The organism is Rheinheimera pacifica, from assembly GCF_024809855.1.
GTDB lineage: Bacteria > Pseudomonadota > Gammaproteobacteria > Enterobacterales > Alteromonadaceae > Alishewanella > Alishewanella pacifica_A.
This window is the reverse complement of record NZ_JANUEM010000002.1, coordinates 13,183-29,461: the sequence shown is the minus strand read 5'-3', so window position 1 is coordinate 29,461 and position 16,279 is coordinate 13,183. Positions and strand designations below refer to the sequence as shown.

8 protein-coding genes and 1 other annotated feature are annotated in these 16,279 nt (G+C 48.9%); of the genes, 5 read left to right on the top strand and 3 right to left on the bottom strand.

What is annotated here, in order from left to right:
- Positions 1-22 precede the first annotated feature (22 nt).
- The 4 genes from M2404_RS03060 (at position 23) to M2404_RS03045 (ending at position 6,768) form a co-directional block, all read left to right on the top strand.
- Positions 23-1,165 (top strand): efflux RND transporter periplasmic adaptor subunit, encoded by a 1,143-nt coding sequence (locus tag M2404_RS03060; protein WP_259238251.1) that lies wholly within the window; start codon positions 23-25, stop codon positions 1,163-1,165.
- Positions 1,165-4,281 carry an efflux RND transporter permease subunit gene (locus M2404_RS03055; protein WP_259238249.1) on the top strand — a complete coding sequence of 1,039 codons (3,117 nt, stop codon included), beginning with the start codon at positions 1,165-1,167 and terminating at the stop codon, positions 4,279-4,281. The genes M2404_RS03060 and M2404_RS03055 overlap by 1 nt, the downstream gene beginning before the upstream one ends.
- A 597-nt stretch (positions 4,282-4,878) precedes the next feature.
- Positions 4,879-6,109, top strand: a protein-coding gene (locus M2404_RS03050; RefSeq protein WP_405047770.1) for an IS3 family transposase whose coding sequence is annotated in 2 segments (ribosomal slippage) — positions 4,879-5,180 and positions 5,179-6,109 — 1,233 coding nt in all. Because the reading frame shifts where the segments join, the coding sequence is not laid out codon by codon here.
- Positions 5,157-5,287: a sequence feature (AL1L pseudoknot), on the top strand. (Overlaps the previous gene by 131 nt.)
- Positions 6,110-6,327: 218 nt before the next feature.
- Positions 6,328-6,768 carry a hypothetical protein gene (locus M2404_RS03045; RefSeq protein WP_259238248.1) on the top strand — a complete coding sequence of 147 codons (441 nt, stop codon included), beginning with the start codon at positions 6,328-6,330 and terminating at the stop codon, positions 6,766-6,768.
- 1,061 nt (positions 6,769-7,829) lie between these two features.
- On the opposite strand, the gene avs1c is transcribed toward M2404_RS03045, so the two are convergent.
- The 3 genes from avs1c to avs1a are packed head-to-tail and all read right to left on the bottom strand — an operon-like array spanning position 7,830 to position 15,081.
- The gene (gene avs1c, locus M2404_RS03040; protein WP_259238247.1) at positions 7,830-8,087 is read right to left on the bottom strand and encodes an AVAST type 1 anti-phage system protein Avs1c; all 258 of its coding nucleotides are present in this window, start codon (positions 8,085-8,087) and stop codon (positions 7,830-7,832) included.
- A 30-nt stretch (positions 8,088-8,117) separates the two neighbouring features.
- On the bottom strand, positions 8,118-13,892 hold the full coding sequence (gene avs1b, locus M2404_RS03035) for an AVAST type 1 anti-phage system protease Avs1b (protein ID WP_259238246.1): 5,775 nt from the start codon (positions 13,890-13,892) through the stop codon (positions 8,118-8,120).
- 4 nt (positions 13,893-13,896) lie between these two features.
- Positions 13,897-15,081, bottom strand: coding sequence for an AVAST type 1 anti-phage system MBL fold metallo-hydrolase Avs1a (gene avs1a / locus M2404_RS03030; RefSeq protein ID WP_259238245.1), 1,185 nt, complete (start codon positions 15,079-15,081; stop codon positions 13,897-13,899).
- A gap of 158 nt (positions 15,082-15,239) precedes the next feature.
- On the opposite strand from avs1a, the gene M2404_RS03025 reads away from it, so the two are divergent.
- Entirely contained in the window at positions 15,240-16,142 is a 903-nt protein-coding gene (locus M2404_RS03025) for a bacteriophage abortive infection AbiH family protein (protein WP_215398798.1), read from the top strand.
- The last annotated feature ends 137 nt before the right edge of the window (positions 16,143-16,279 follow it).

Here is a 16,279-nt window from a genome sequence, read left to right as displayed (position 1 = left end):
ACGGCTGGCCATGGTTCTTTTAATGCAATTTATTTTTTGGAATACCGAAATGGTTATAAACAGAAAACCCGCTATCGTGGTGGGGGGCGCACTGCTTGCGATGCTTGGGGTGATCGCATTTGTCACACTATTCCTTCATGGGCCAAGCACCTCTATCGAGGCTGACCCGAGGCAAACTCCACCGGTCGTCAGGCTAGCAACGGCAGTGCCCGTGACCGGATCTGAGCAATCTTTCACTGGCTTCATCGGGGCAAGGGTCGAGAGCAATCTTGGATTTCGCGTCCCTGGCAAGATCGTTGAACGGCTGGTCGATGTCGGTCAGCAGGTAAAAGCCGGCCAGCCGCTGCTGCGCATAGACGACACCGACCTTCGCCTCATGCTCACTGCCAGGCGCAATACTGTGGTTGCGGCTCACGCTGTTCTGGTTCAGGCGCGGGCGGACGAGCAGCGCTATGCGGATCTGGTGAAGAATGGACTGGCAGCAGCGCCGCAGCGATACGAGCAGGCGAAGGCCGCGTTCGACACTGCGACGGCACAGCTTGCGGCCGCTGAAGCGGAAGCGAAGGTCGCAGAGAACGAGGCAACCTATTCAGTGCTGGTTGCGGATGCAGACGGAACCGTAGTCGATACACTCAGCGAGCCAGGGCAGGTCGTCGCTGCGGGACAGCCGGTGGTCAGACTTGCCCATGCCGGCCCCCGGGAAGCAGTGGTCGCACTTCCCGAGACGCTACGCCCAGCGATAGGCTCGGTGGCCGAAGCTAGTCTATACGGGGGCAACCGGCGTGGCTCCACTGCACACCTTCGGCAGTTATCGGACGCCGCCGATCCACAGACGCGTACCTACGAGGCCCGTTATGTCCTCGAAGGAGAGATCGCAGCAGCACCGCTCGGCGCTACTGTCACCATTCGGGTCGCCAGTCAGATAAGCCTGCCGGGAGTCCAGGTGCCGCTCGGCGCCTTGTTCGACGACGGCAAGAAAACCGGTGTTTGGGTGTTGGACAGAACTACTTCGACTGTCCACTTTCAAGCCGTCGAACTTATTCAGGTGACCAGCGAAACGGCCATGATCTCCGGATTAAATTCCGGCGAGCCGATAGTTTCGCTCGGCGCTCATCTATTGCATGACGGTGCCCGAGTCAGGACTGTGCCTTTGGGGATGAACTGATGATGAGCTTTAATCTTTCCGCGATTGCCGTTCGCGAACGCGCCGTTACCCTGTTTTTCATCTTTCTGCTGGTGGCCGCCGGCGCCTACGCTTTCCTCATGCTGGGGAGGGCGGAGGATCCGAACTTTACTATCAAGACCCTGACGGTTACGACGGCGTGGCCAGGTGCGACGGCGCGAGAAATGCAGGAACTTGTGGCCGAACCATTGGAGAAGCGACTTCAGGAGCTGACCTGGTACGATCGGGTCGAGACGACCACACGGCCGGGTTATGCGTATATGACGGTCACGCTGAAGGACAGCACACCGCCATCCTCCGTGCAGGCGGAATTCTATCAGGCTCGCAAGAAGCTCGGGGATGAAGCCCGCAACCTGCCTTCTGGCGTGTTCGGCCCATTCGTCAACGACGAATATTCAGATGTGAGCTTCGCCCTTTATGCGCTCAAGGCCAAAGGCCTGCCAATGCGTGAGTTGGTGAGGCAAGCAGAAGTGATCCGTCAGGAACTCCTGCATGTGCCAGGTGTGAAGAAGATCAATGTTTTGGGTGAACGCCCTGAACGGATTTTTGTCGAGTTTTCCTATGCAAAACTGGCCACTCTTGGTGTCTCGGCACAGGATCTTGTTGCCACCTTGCAGCGGCAGAACACAGTTACACCGGCAGGTTCGATCAACACCAAGGGACCGCAGGTTTTCATCAGGCTCGACGGCGCATACGACAGCATTCAGGCGATTGCCAACACGCCGATCACAGTAGCCGGGCGCACGCTGAAGCTCTCTGACATTGCTAAGGTCCATCGTGGTTATGAAGATCCTCCGACCTACCTGATTCGGAGCCAGGGCGAACCGGTGCTCATGCTCGCGGCTGTAATGCAGGAGGGCTGGGACGGGCTCGCGCTCGGCAAGGCGCTTGAAAACAAGACTGCAGCGATCGCATCGACACTGCCGCTCGGGATGACGCTCGACAAGGTCACCGACCAAGCCGTCAACATCACCTCGGCGGTCGACGAATTTATGATGAAGTTCGCGATGGCGCTAGGCGTGGTAATTGTGGTGAGCCTACTCAGCCTCGGCTGGCGTGTCGGCATTGTCGTAGCAGCGGCCGTGCCGCTAACGCTTGCAGTCGTCTTCCTCATCATGCTGGAAACCGGCCGCTTCTTCGACCGCATCACGCTCGGCGCCCTCATTCTGGCGCTCGGCCTTCTCGTCGATGACGCAATCATCGCCATCGAGGTCATGGTGGTGAAAATGGAAGAAGGCATGGACCGAATCAAAGCCGCAGCTTATGCCTGGAGCCATACGGCGGCACCGATGCTGTCGGGAACACTCGTGACGATCGCCGGTTTCCTGCCAGTGGGTTTTGCGCGTTCGTCGGCAGGCGAGTACGCTGGCAACATTTTCTGGGTCGTGGGATTTGCCCTGATCATTTCGTGGATTGTCGCAGTGATCTTCACGCCCTACCTCGGCGTCAAAATGCTGCCCGATATTAAACCGGTCGAAGGCGGGCACCAGGCGATTTACAACACACCGAACTATCGGCGTCTGCGCAGGCTTATCGAATTTGCGGTGCGCCACAAGTTTCTGACCTGCGCCTTCGTCAGTGTTGCTTTTGCGCTTTCTGTTGCTGGTATGGGCGCCGTTAAACAGCAGTTTTTCCCGACATCTGATCGCCCTGAAGTGCTGGTGGAGGTTCGCCTGCCAGAAGGCAGCAGCATCGAAACAACGAGCACAATAGTAGAGCAGCTCGAACGCTGGCTACACGACCAGCCCGAAGCTACGCGCATCACCAGCTATATCGGTCAGGGCGCGCCCCGCTTCTTCTTTTCAATGTCGCCGGAATTGCCTGATCCGGCCTTCGCCAAGATCGTCGTACTGACGCCAGACGCAGGGGCACGCGAGGCGTTGAAGCACCGGCTGCGGGAAGTAGTGGCGCAGGGGCTCGCTCCAGAGGCTAATGTGCGAGCCACCCAGCTGGTTTTTGGGCCCTATACCCCGTTTCCGGTTGAGTTCCGGATCATGGGGCCCGATCCAGCACAAGTGTCAGCCATCTCAGAAAAAGCCCTGGACATCATGCGGCGTGTTCCCGATGTGCGGCAGGCAAGCCGTGACTGGGGTAGCCGCGTGCCAGTGCTGCGCTTCGTCCCTGATCAGGAACGACTGAATCTTATCGGCCTCTCGCCTGCCGAGGTGAGCCAGCAGTTACAATTTTTGCTCACCGGTGTCGCCGTCACTGACTTTCGCGAGGACATCCGCAATGTTGAAGTTGTAGCGCGCAGCGCGGGGGATGAGAGACTGGACCCGGCGCGTCTGGCGGATTTTTCGCTAATGAGCAGGGACGGTCGACAAATACCGCTGTCCCAAATCGGTCATTCGGAGGTCCGGCCGGAATACCCCATCATGAAGCGCCGTGACCGAATGCCGGTTATCACGATTCGCTCCGATATTAACGAAGCAAGCCAGCCTCCCGAGGTATCCAATCAGGTCACGGAGGCCCTTCAGCCGCTGATCGCGTCCCTTCCGGCTGGCTACCGTATCGAGATGGGAGGATCGATCGAGGAGGCGACCAAAGCCAATACCGCATTGGGGAAGGTTTTCCCCGCCATGATCGCCGCCATGCTCATCGTCATCATGCTGCAGGTACGATCATTTTCCACCATGGCTATGGTCTTGCTGACGGCGCCGCTTGGTCTCGTCGGTGTCGTTCCGATGCTACTTATCTTCAACCAACCTTTCGGATTCAACGCCATTCTGGGTCTGATCGGCCTCGCCGGCATCCTGATGCGCAACACGCTGATCCTGACCGAACAGATCAAGGAGAACCAGGCCGCCGGACTGGATCGTTATCACGCCGTCGTCGAGGCCACAGTGCAACGCGCCCGACCTGTGATCCTGACGGCGCTCGCTGCCGTGCTGGCCTTTATTTCGCTCACTCACTCCGTGTTCTGGGGCTCGATGGCTTACACGCTGATCGGCGGCACGGCGGTGGGTACAGTGCTGATCTTGCTGTTCCTCCCCGCGCTCTATAGCGCTTGGTTCCGGATAACACCAGTTGTGGATACGGCCGATGAGGCACAATTCAGAAACAGGAAAAACGAACAAAACTTTTATAAAAGTACATGACTTTTGTGTCAGCGCGCGCCGACGAGAACAGCCAAAATTTTACGTTATAAAATAAAAGGTGTAGAAACCGCAGCTGTTAACAGCTTGTTTGGGGATACTTCCTGAAGGACTAAAAAGCAGGTAAGTAACTGATTTGTCTACTTACCTGCGTCAATTTTTACGCTTATAGGTTATAAAACCAAAAGGTTGGAAATCTAAAACGGGACTTTTACACTTCCCGGTTTGTAAAGACAGTTATCTAATAAAATCAATACGTTTACTTAAAATCCCTTCCTGCCAACTTCAAAATGTAAAGACGTGGGCGAAATCTCAAAACGTCTTTACATTTACCCAAAATAACCACAAAACAGTCTGCTGACTTTACATTTTCAAAGTGCTTATAAAAGCGATTTTTGCTTTTTTACGCCACAATATAACCAAGCAAACATCTTGAATTTGCGTATAAGTAACAGCAAATATCAGCAAAAAGTGTAGGCCATCCTACTGAAATTTCACGCTGATAACTAGCTATTATCGAAATAAACAGGCAAATTCTATGTGGTTTTACTGAATCACACTGGGTTTGTCGGAGGCTAATTTTCTTGAGAGAATTAGTCTATGAACAAGAGAACAACTTATTCCGCAGAAGTCCGCGAGCGCGCAGTTCGCATGGTTTTGACCTCAGAGCATGATCACCCATCGCGGTGGGCGGCACTGGTCTCTATTGCATCAAAAATTGGCTGTACTCCTGAGACATTAAGGAGCTGGGTTAATCGAATCGAGGTGGACTCAGGTAAAAGAGCGGGTGTGACCACCGACGCCGCAGCCAAAATCAAACAACTTGAGCGAGAAAACAAAGAGCTTAAACAGGCTAACGAGATCCTGAAGAAAGCTGCGGCGTTTTTTGCCCAAGCGGAGCCGACGGGCAGGCCGTCCTGCGCAAACCGAAGAAATAGTCCAGTTCATTGATTCGTACCGAGCGTTGCATGGTGTCGAGCCGATTTGCCGCGTATTGCAGATCGCGCCATCAACGTATTACCGGTGCAAGTCACTTGAAGCGCAGCCTCAACGGCGCTGTCAGCGTTACCATCAGGATGAGGCTCTGAAGCCGGAGATCCTGCGTGTATGGCAGGATAACCGGCAATGCTATGGCATCAGGAAAGTCTGGAAGCAACTGAAGCGTGAAGACTTCTCGGTGGCTCGCTGCACGGTTGCCAGACTGATGAGTACGCTTGGGATCCAAGGCGTGCGGCGTGGCCGTCGTTGTATCACGACGATCCCTGATGATGCCGCTGCTAAACCATTGGATCTGGTGAAACGGGAGTTCAGTGCCAACCGGCCAAACCAATTGTGGGTTGCAGATATCACTTATGTTGCTACGTGGTCAGGCTTCGTTTACGTCGCCTTCGTAATCGATGTGTTCTCCCGGAAAATCGTGGGCTGGCGTGTGATGAAGACGATGCAGACACAGTTGATTCTGGACGCGCTAGAGCAAGCATTATGGGCCAGAGGTAAACCTAAAGGCGTCATTCATCACAGCGACAGGGGAAGCCAGTATGTCTCGATACGTTACTCTGAACGGTTATCAGAAGCCGGCTTTACGGCGTCTGTTGGCAGTGTTGGCGACTCGTATGACAATGCCTTAGCTGAAACGATTAACGGCTTGTACAAAGCTGAGGTGATTTATAAAGACGGCCCGTGGAGAGGGCTGGAGCAGGTTGAGTTGGCAACGCTGGACTGGGTTGACTGGTTTAACAACAGACGATTGCTGAGCTCAATTGGTGATATCCCGCCAGCTGAATATGAGGAAAACTACTATCGACAATTAACACAAGATACGGCAGCATGACTCAAACAAATCCGCCTCCGAATTTACCGGTGCGATTCATTACAGCATTTTTCTGGCAAAGATATGTCATTTCAAACCGATTTATCTTAACTATTTCAGCCAAAAATGGCAGGTCATTTTAAATAACCGAAGTTAATTCTGATAGTCGGTCAATGTAATCATCAATTGTTTTTTGGATATTTCACCACCGGACGATCAGTACTTAAAAAAGAATTAATATGAGAATTGGCTTATTAGTTGCGCTGTTCAGTTTCTTGGGATACTACAACTTGGTCTCAGTTTTTGCTTCAGGAATCAATCGAGCAAAGCCCTCAGCAGAAGCTCGTATCGGTTTTATGTATATGAATGCTGATTCAAAGTACGAATCAAATTGTATTCGAGAAGCTAACTCTGTTGATGTAAAGTTCAAGATAAAACGCGTGATAAATGATGGTATTTTTCACTGTGCTAATGTCGAAATACATGAAGCAGCTCACCTGTTGAACGCCGCAATATCTTCGACTTATGTTCCAAAACAAGCTGCAATTCCAGCAGAGATCATTAATCAAACTATAAATTCTAATGATAATCCACCACCCCAATGCCTCAAACATGCTGAGGAAATCGCACGTATTTGCCCGTTAACCTGGGGTGATGCCGCACGGTTTAGAGGGCCGTGAAGTCCTTTCAATTTGCCTAGGCGAATGGACTGAAGCAAAGATTGGACTACAGATCTATTGTGGCAAAAATGCTGATGGTATTTCAGCAATGGTTTTCTGTTTATGCAGTGTCTCCATGGCGCTTATATGACTTGAAAAAAATCAGCCCTTGAGGGCGACTCCAATTTTTTAAGGTTAGCAACGAACTTTAGTAGCACATATCACATGTCATGTGCCTGTTTATATAGATGCTGCGACCTTTGTGAGGGTCTGTGATCCTATTGGGGTGGTAGTGATTTCGCAAATATTCAGAAGGAATATTTTGTCGTATGACATAACATGGTGGGTCATCACGAAGAGACAATAGACGTCGTGTTAGTAATTGCCCCCACTCGGATAAAATCATTTTTGCTAGTTCAGTGCGCTGCGATAACGATAACATGCTCACAGGAATATCAACCTCTAGAACTGTCGGGATGCCATATTTACGAAGTCGACGGCTGTAGTCCTCACTATTAGGTGAATGACTAAGGTTCGCCGCAAGCGACATCAGATATTCACTCCCTTGGATTAGGTAATGGCCACACTCTTCAACAAGAAACCTATCGCTCCCGACGAGCCACATTACGCCACGCTCTGCGCTGCCTCGGTCTGCAAATTGACTAATGACGTTTTCTACTTCTTCTTGGGGGACGTCGTAGAAAATTTCTCGAAACATATTGCACAGGAATTCGCTATTCTGCCCAATTAAACCATTCTCGTAGTAACTTCTCAGGTTTAACGGACGGCAACCATGAAAGCCTTTAAAATGAGTGTAGTAACTAGTTAAGCTACGAGTGAGCTCTGGCAATATGTATTTTGCATCAGGAAGCCACGAAACGTCATCAGACCAACATTCCGGCCGCTTTTGTATGAGATAAGTCCGTAGCTCTGGAGTAAGAACATGTCCTGCATAATAACGTATACTGGCCAACCAACTTCGACGTTGTCGCCAATCAAATATTCTATTTGTCTGCCTAATAGGCCGAAGTTGATTATTTTTTGCCATTTTAACTAACTTCCTGCTGTTCCAAGTGTTGCAATCATTCATCGGAAGGCAAATTTTGCTCTTCTCTGTCTTTTAATACGTCTTGAACACTAGGGAGCTGAAGCATCATGTTTGCTTGCAGGCGAGCGGTTTCATCAACACTGAGAAAGTTAAGCCGGCGATTTGGAAGCAGTTGTAATCTGTACAAGCTCTCACCCATGCCTGGTGGAACACTCAGTTTTCCGTTCTTTAGTGCCTCTCTCAAATGGTGAAATCGGAGCTCAAACTCCGCCCGGGTTTTTGGTGTATCCATTTGTTGGATCTTGGGGTACATAACAGTGCCTCACGAAGATTGACTAATAATTCCGCGTTGTTGCCCGTCTAGCTCATACACCCAAGCTACCTCAATGCCTTGAGGCAAACGTAGTGCGCTATGCTTGATTGCCAAGAAGCAGCCTTCGTGTAAAGGCCCACCACCTTTGCTAAAAGATGTTCTACCGACTCGCCAATGTGCACGATTTAAGTCATCGCCTGTAGCTCGAGTCATTCGCATGAGGGTGTCTGAAGGAATAGCGGGTGTAAAGCCTCCAAAAAATACATATCTAAAGTCCACTATTGCACATGTTTCCTTCTCAGAAGTTCCTTTTAATGCCGGCAGCTGTGTGGACAGGAAATCTGTAGTTGAGGTGGGAGGCAGAGGTCGCTCGCCTGAGCGATAAAAGAACATTGTCAAACGGAGACTTCGATAACGGTTTCCGACCCACACACGCTCATAGAAATCGACATAAACCTCACTGCCTCTTGTTGGCATAAAGCCACTTTGAGTACCATTCAACGCTGCCAACCATGCAGTCGAAGGTGACGAGAAACCCAAAATACGAAGCTCAGTCATTGGTGAAGGATTGCAGATGCTGAAAATCTGAGTGACATGGGATAGAAGAGACATCGTGGTAGAAGGTAATAATGCAACTTGTAGCGCGTATCGAACTTTAGCCTTCCACCTACCCAACGGATGGTCGGCATGATCGCTAAAGCCTTCAGCCAAAAGTTGTTCAAGCTCAATGCTGGTTTCGATAGTTAAAGGTGCGCACGCCTCATTTAGTGCTGCATTTGCTCGTTCGACCAGTTTATCAGTTGCAAGCCCAAGCTCTGTAATCTCTTGCCACTCATATTCACAGGTTAACGCCCATTCCGGACAATGTACTTGAATAGGGGCAGAAACATTAGTTGCTTCTAGTTCAGTTTGTAAAAATAGCGCACTCACTTGCTCCCGCATTATTTCGCCTGTTTCTGAACCCTTCTTTGCTGCTCGCTCGGCAATACGCAGCAATACTGCAAGGCGGCCTATATGCCTGCAGTTACTTTTAATTTTGACTATATCTAAAGCGGACGCCAAGTTATCCCAAAGACGAATGGCATTTTTCATCGAAAGATGGTCGAGCACGCCACAGAGGACATCCGGTAGATTGCCGCTAACCGCAGTGAAAGCATTCGGACCTATAACTGTGATGTACTTAGGATTTGTATCAAGCAACCATAGAATCAGTTCAGCAGCTTTATCCCGCCTAAACCACTTCGGATGCTCAACAGCATGCAGGATAAGCTCCATAAGGTTTAAAGGTTCATCACTCTCTGGCAACTCTTCCAAGAACTGATATTCACGCTCCTTTGCTTTGATGTCGCCAACAATAGTTTCAATATGCTCAACAGCCAATAGAAGCAACTTGGCTCGTTCATCTTTTGTGGTGATAGTCGCTGCGGTCTTGATTAAATGTGCGGCAAGTTGCCATTTCTCTGCAAAGCGTTCTGCGAGAATAAGAGGGGTATAAGCCGTCACGATAACATCAGTTGATACGGCCCCATCACGCAAGATAGCTTCTGCTCTGTTTGCAACAGGTGAAAGATTGCCCCAAATAGACCAACCGCCCCGTTGATAACATTCAAGCACTTTGCAAGCCTCTAATCGAGCTGCTGACGAATTACCTCTCGCTAGTTGCTTCTCGGCTCGTGCAAGCGCCTCTTCGGACTCTTGGCTGGAGGCCTGCGAACCAAACACTCCTGGTACTACAAAAGAGTCAAAAGCAGCTTCATCTCCATCAGAATCATTGTTCTGTGACTCATCGAATAACGAGTTTTCTTGTGTTGAGGAAGTCACTTTATCCAAGATTTCTTCGAATGATTGAAGTAGATATGGAGGCAAGTTATTCTGAAATACTGTTAAGAATTCAGCACGTTGCTCTTTATTGAACTCATCCTCACAGATGATCTTCAATCGCTCGAGCATAAGAGTATGTGCACCGTGCTGTCCCTTGGTCTGCGCTGCTAACTGTGCATATAACTTTGCAGACTCTTGGAGATGACGTGCATCTCCGTACTGATAGATCTCTAAAAGGGCCCAGTAAATAGGCCAGTCGGAAGCGGGCGCGGCCGACTTCAACATGCGATACAAAGCGTCCTGCTCATCTATAGCACCACCTGGAAATCGCATCCCTCTGAGAGGAGAAATACGATCTATCACACTCTCTGTAGCCTCAGCCAACAATTGCTCCGCAGATCCAAATGACTGGCGCATAAAATAGCGAACAGCCTTCAGATAATCTGCGCGTTTACACAAGATGCCAAGGAGGTCAGCCTTATCGTACCGAACGAAACGCTGAAAAGTCATTTCTCCACCGGCGGTTTCCAAGCAGCCAGCAATCCGCGACAGAACACCGTTTTCCAAGGACTCACGTTGAGGAACTATTTTAAGAACATTCGTCATGAGACTTAACTGGTCTTCTTTGTACCAACTCGGCCCCATCGAAAATGACAACGCGGTTTGATACGTAAGATATGCTTCCTCTGACGCATTTAATCGAACAAAAAAAGGAATAATAGTCAAAAGCTCTGGTACCAGCTCGTGCCGGTTCTTGACGTTCCACTGAACAAAGTTTCGCCAACGCTTCAATAAACCGTACGCTTGATCCTCAATATCTTCTTCTAATGTTAATGTGGTGAGGCGTTTGAAGATTTTGGTCAGAATGCCTCTGAAACCTTCAGAATAAAGACCACACTGCACTTCGAATTGTCCTTCGATAAAAGACAACACATGGCTGAGGTGCTCGGGGAATACTTCCACCACTAAGCCTATCAGATGCTCATATATTTCAGGAAGAACTGCTTCAGGAATTGCGTAACTGTCACTCCACTGAGAGCGCTGTGCAAGCGTAAACTGAAGCGGTTCTAGAACGTGTTGCCCCAAAGTTGCCCAAACAGAATGCAGGCCAATTTCATCGTCAGCTTCCTTAGCCCGCCTCGCAGCTCCGTCACACCACGCCAATGTTCTACAAATTGACTCTACACCATCACGCCACCCAGTGGTCTGGATTTCCGAAGTGGCTGGGCAGAGCAACTCTTTGTCCAAAAGAGATGCAATACGCCATTGCGCCATTCCGGATGCAAAGCTATCCGCATCCATGTTGATGTTGTCTGCAGAAACAAATTGTATAGGGCCTAAATTGTCGATAGGCCCAGTTAAGTTGTGCACAATCGAAGTGGGGGCTTTTAACGACACAAGTGCATCAATGGCGCCAAGGCTGGAAAGCTTTCGCTCTTGAGGAGTTTCAACGACCAATGTTTGTAGGTCAGAGAACACTGCGCTGAGCAAACGATCGTTGTGCGCAACATCGAAATAAGAGCAAAAAAACTCATAATTCTCCAAAATACCTAGGAGCATCTGGCTTAGCTTAACGTTTGAACCAGAATAATATTTGCGCATGACAGACAAAGGTGGATATCTCCCCGCCAAACACGCCATGCTACCGCTAAAATAGGTTGCCATATCGGACAATAAATCATTGCAAACCTTTTCATCCTCTACGCTACTACGAACCGCCTCGATAGACATTCCATAAAAATTCGGTAATTCACGCATGGCTGATTTATCACCAGCGCGTCCGCGTAAAAGCAGAATTTGCGTTTTTAGCTTAAAAACATTTATGAAATTACCAATAGTTAGCTTTTCACCTGAGAGCTGTCTTTCGACAACTGCCTCGGCTTTGTCGAGAATATCCAGGGCAGTGTCGGATCTGCTAGCTTTCATAAACTGAAGCGCTAAACGCAAAGTCTGGTGTACCGGAATGATTAGGCGACCATAGCGCACAGCATGCTGTAATGCTTCCTTTGTCTTACCCAAGGCAACCAAAGCGTCGACAGCAAGATCGGCTGAAAGCGCAAATAAAGTGTCATATCGAAACTGGATCCGCTGGGTAAGAAGAAGGATCCGAACAACCTCGACCAAGCTTCCTTGTTTTGCAGTTACGGCTAAAACTTCGTGGACATCACCAAGCAAAGTATCAGGTTTGGCGCCCAGCATCACACACCGGTCGACCCACTGCTGGCTGCAGTTGCCGATGGCTCGTGCTTCTTCAGCAGGGCCAGCTCTGAGGCCGTGATATACGGTATTTAGTATAGCGTACCTGTTCTCTCGATGTGACAAGCAGTAGCTTGTAAGACGATGCTGAACATCTAGCTCACGAATTCCGGTCTTCTCAATCAGAAAATCGGTAAAGGACGCATGATAGATCGTTGTGTCGTCCCTACGAAGCAGAAGATGCTGAATACGAGAAATAGTAGATACAAGAACCGACCGTTCAGCGTCATTCAATATGTCGGCAAGTTGCTCTGTCGAAATTCCCCATCTTAAGCGGGCGACTATAGCCAGTAGATTAACTGCTTCCGAGTCAACCAGAAGATGGGGCCATAGCGCTTCGTAGTAGTTACGAATACTGCCATCTATCAAGGGCAAAGCTGTTAATTTAGCATCGTCGGCACCATCATTTGCCAAGTCGATAAGATAGCGAAGATAGAGAGCGTGCCCTTGGGCTTTGTCGCAAATGATTCTGATTGTCTGTTCGCTCAACCGTTCAGGTAAAAGTGCTCTCGCACAAAACGCACGCGAAGCATTACGCTCCAAACCTGGCATTCTGATACATGCTTGGTCTGTCAGCCTAGCTCCTAACGCCGCGGATAAGTTTACGTAACTTGGAGCTGAAATAACGAGTTTCAGCCCCGTAGGCATTCTCGGCGGGAGCAGTCCCACTAACCTTTCAAGGATGCCCTGGCCAAGCTTCGAAACTTCGTCAAGACCGTCTAAAAAAATAACTCCGATCTTCCCTTGAGATGAATACACTTGAGCCAATAGATTGATTAACTCGTTTGCTCCGGTGATCAATTCTGGATAACGCTTTTCAGTGGCTCGTATTGCCTGCCCAGGAAGGTACGACGATACCAATGTGTTCAGCCAGTCGAAAAACACCTCTGGTTGAGCCAGATGCATTGAATTCGCTTCGACATCTTGAGTTGTGAAGCTATAGGTCCCGAAATGTTCAATCGTTTGTAGTGACGGTTGATAAGTTTCGCAAAAAGTCGATTTGCCAATGCCATGGGCGCCTTCGATGAAGGCGTATCCGCCAACCACGTTGCTAATTAGAGCATCGAAAGCTTGTGTAAACTCCTCACGAGGGGCAAACGCACAGTCATTAATAAGCTCCTCAGAGATATCACCAAGTGCAATAGAGTTCTTATGCAAAAACTCAGCTATCCTCGCAATCGATATAGCAGCAAGCGACTTATCAATCGCAAGTCGTAACATGCCTCGACATGAGCCATTGCAAATGAGCGCAGCTCCAGAAATCCCCTCATAGCTGCTAAGCTGCCCAGGACCTTCAACCTGGAGATCAAGATCTATTCCTAATTTTGGGCTTTCAAGAATTCGCGAAATTTCCCCTTCAAACCTGTGTCCCACGGAAAGTTTCGCCACCGGAAAACCGAACGAAGAGAACCTACTTCCTTCAACCGGGATGGCCGCATCCACTACCATTGGCGCAATATCTACTTCACGTTCCAGCAGCAGTAGACATACATCAAGAGCTTTGTCATCATCGACCAATGCAGCAGTGAGATGCTGTGCAACGCCACCAATCTCAAACTGAACCTCAATTTGTATATCGCCATCGATAGCCTCATCGATGCAGTGGCGAGCTGTGACTACTTGAGAGGCAGAGATCAGCCAACCGGTCCCCGACGCTTCGCCACATTTAATCTGACATGTAGCATTTTTAATTTGAGCGTCCATCATTCTTTTAGGTCCTTCCGATAGGGATCCAATCCGTCATGTTCTCATGCACAGTAAATGGTGTTTTACTCCGAGACTGGTGCTTTAAAAGGATACTCGAGGCGTCCGTTGAATAATTCAAGTAGACTGTGCGAGAAAATGCTGCAGGCCGATCAACAATCGCTGTAAGGACTTCAACATTAGGATGTCCATGTCCAGTGCCATTTGAGGAAACCATGTAAATCGGGGCATCAATGAGTTTCAGTAACTCTGGACTGGTGTTACGGTGGCTACCATGATGCGAAACTTTTATTGCGTCAAACATCAACGAGTCTCCTTGTGACTGAAGAACACGAAGAGCGTCAATGACGTCCTCCGCCCATGCGTCTGCCAGCATTAACACACGAACACCATCAAACTCTACGATAACAGTGATAGAACTACCATTAGTGATTGACACATCCGGCTCATAGACATCCTCCAGCAGTTTGAGACCGCCTGCGGACAGAGGTGTGGGAGATAACACCGTAGCTTCGGCAGCATGTTCACAGATGAATTCAAATGCATCGTCAATTATTTCACCAGGTCCTGTGGGGCCGTTATAACCCATCTGTAGTAAACGTCTTTTCCACCACTTCAGGAGTCCATCAAGTCGTTCTTGTCGGGGGCCAATCACACGTACCGAACCTCCTGAAAAATGGTGTACCTTTGTAAAATCTTGCTTGAGGCGAGAGGTTCCATCACCACAATTCCATTTATAGCCTCCTTTATGGATCAACGAAGCAAGCGAACTGCCTTGTCGTGCACTAATTTCTGTAGCCCCTGGCTTTGGCAACATGTTTGGGATGGGGTGCCCGCGCTGACATATCGCTTTCAATATGGCTCGATCGGAAGCGTTTATTTCAGAACGCTCCGATGAGCTCAAGCTGCGCAAACTGTTGTGCCAAATATCGCCAATAGATATTAATTTGGGAACTGCAGAAGTTCCATTGATCGAAAGAAACTTTATGATTCCGGAAATATGATCTGCGTCTATATGGCTAACGATGACAAGGTCTAATTTCTCTCCTTTATATGAAAGGTCTAGGAGATCGGTCGAGATATAGTTGTCGAATGTCTGTGCGTAACCTGCATCAACAAGTATATTTGACCTAGCACCTTTAATCAGAAACGCATCTCCATTGCAGGCAGGATACATCTTAATTTTCATCATTAATTTCCCGCTTACTACCATTTATTACTGCATGTTTAACCTGTTTTGTTTTAATAAACACTCCAGACCAAACAGCACAGTTGAAATAAGGCATCTAAAAATGCACGCTGCCTCTGACAAATAATACACATAACCTAGCAAAACCGAGAGAATCCGCAATGCCTTCTTCCAAACTCTATGTGATCGGTAATGGTTTTGACCTGTGGCACGGAATCCCATCCAGCCTGGCGGAATTCAGGCACTACATGCAATCAGCCGATCTGGATGTATACAGAGATGTGGAGGAGTATTTACCTGTTGGGGAAAATTGGTGTGATCTCGAGAATGCTCTGGCTAAGCTGGATGCAGACATGTTGACAGAAAACCTTGGACACTTCATGGCTTCCTATGGAGCTGATGACTGGAGCGACTCTGGGCACCACGATTTTCAGTATGAGGTGGGTAATGTTGTTCAAAGACTATCAGCCGATCTGCAAAGGCAGTTCTCTATATGGGTACGTAAACTACCTATCCCGACACGCGACAATTTCACTCGTCGTCTATTGGAACTAGAGCAACAAGCGCTATACCTCACATTCAATTACACTGATACCTTAAGTACACTCTATGGTATTAACACTGAACAAGTACTGTTCATTCATGGTTGCGCTGCAAAGCCACAGGATGAACTTGTCTTAGGACACGCATGGTCCCCTCAGTTACGACGCTCGCTGAATGATCGTTCGGACATCGAAGAAGTAGATACCAGACAGATCGAGGCTAATAGTATTATCGACGACTATTTCTCAGCTACATTCAAAAACTCTGAAGAGATTATTTCACAGCACAGTCGGTCTTTTGATGCACTGAACTCGATTGACCAAGTAATTGTACTCGGACACTCATTATCAACAGTCGATGGTGCTTATTTCCAAGCATTGCGTGAGCAACCGTCTATCGCTGTTGCACAATGGTATATTGCTGTGCGCACACCTGAGGAGTGGGCAGAAAAACATCAGTTGCTTACGTCTTTTGGGGTCGAAGCAAACAGAGTAACACCTGTGCAGTGGGAGAATCTTTGACGATAGTTTCTTTTAGCAAGGCATATACCCCATATTTTTACATGGAAAAATTTTTTTGAAAGTTGTTTGACCTTGCCATAATGGTAAGGTTTAGCCTTGTTATGCCTGATAACATTTCTCAACCCGGAGTTACGGAT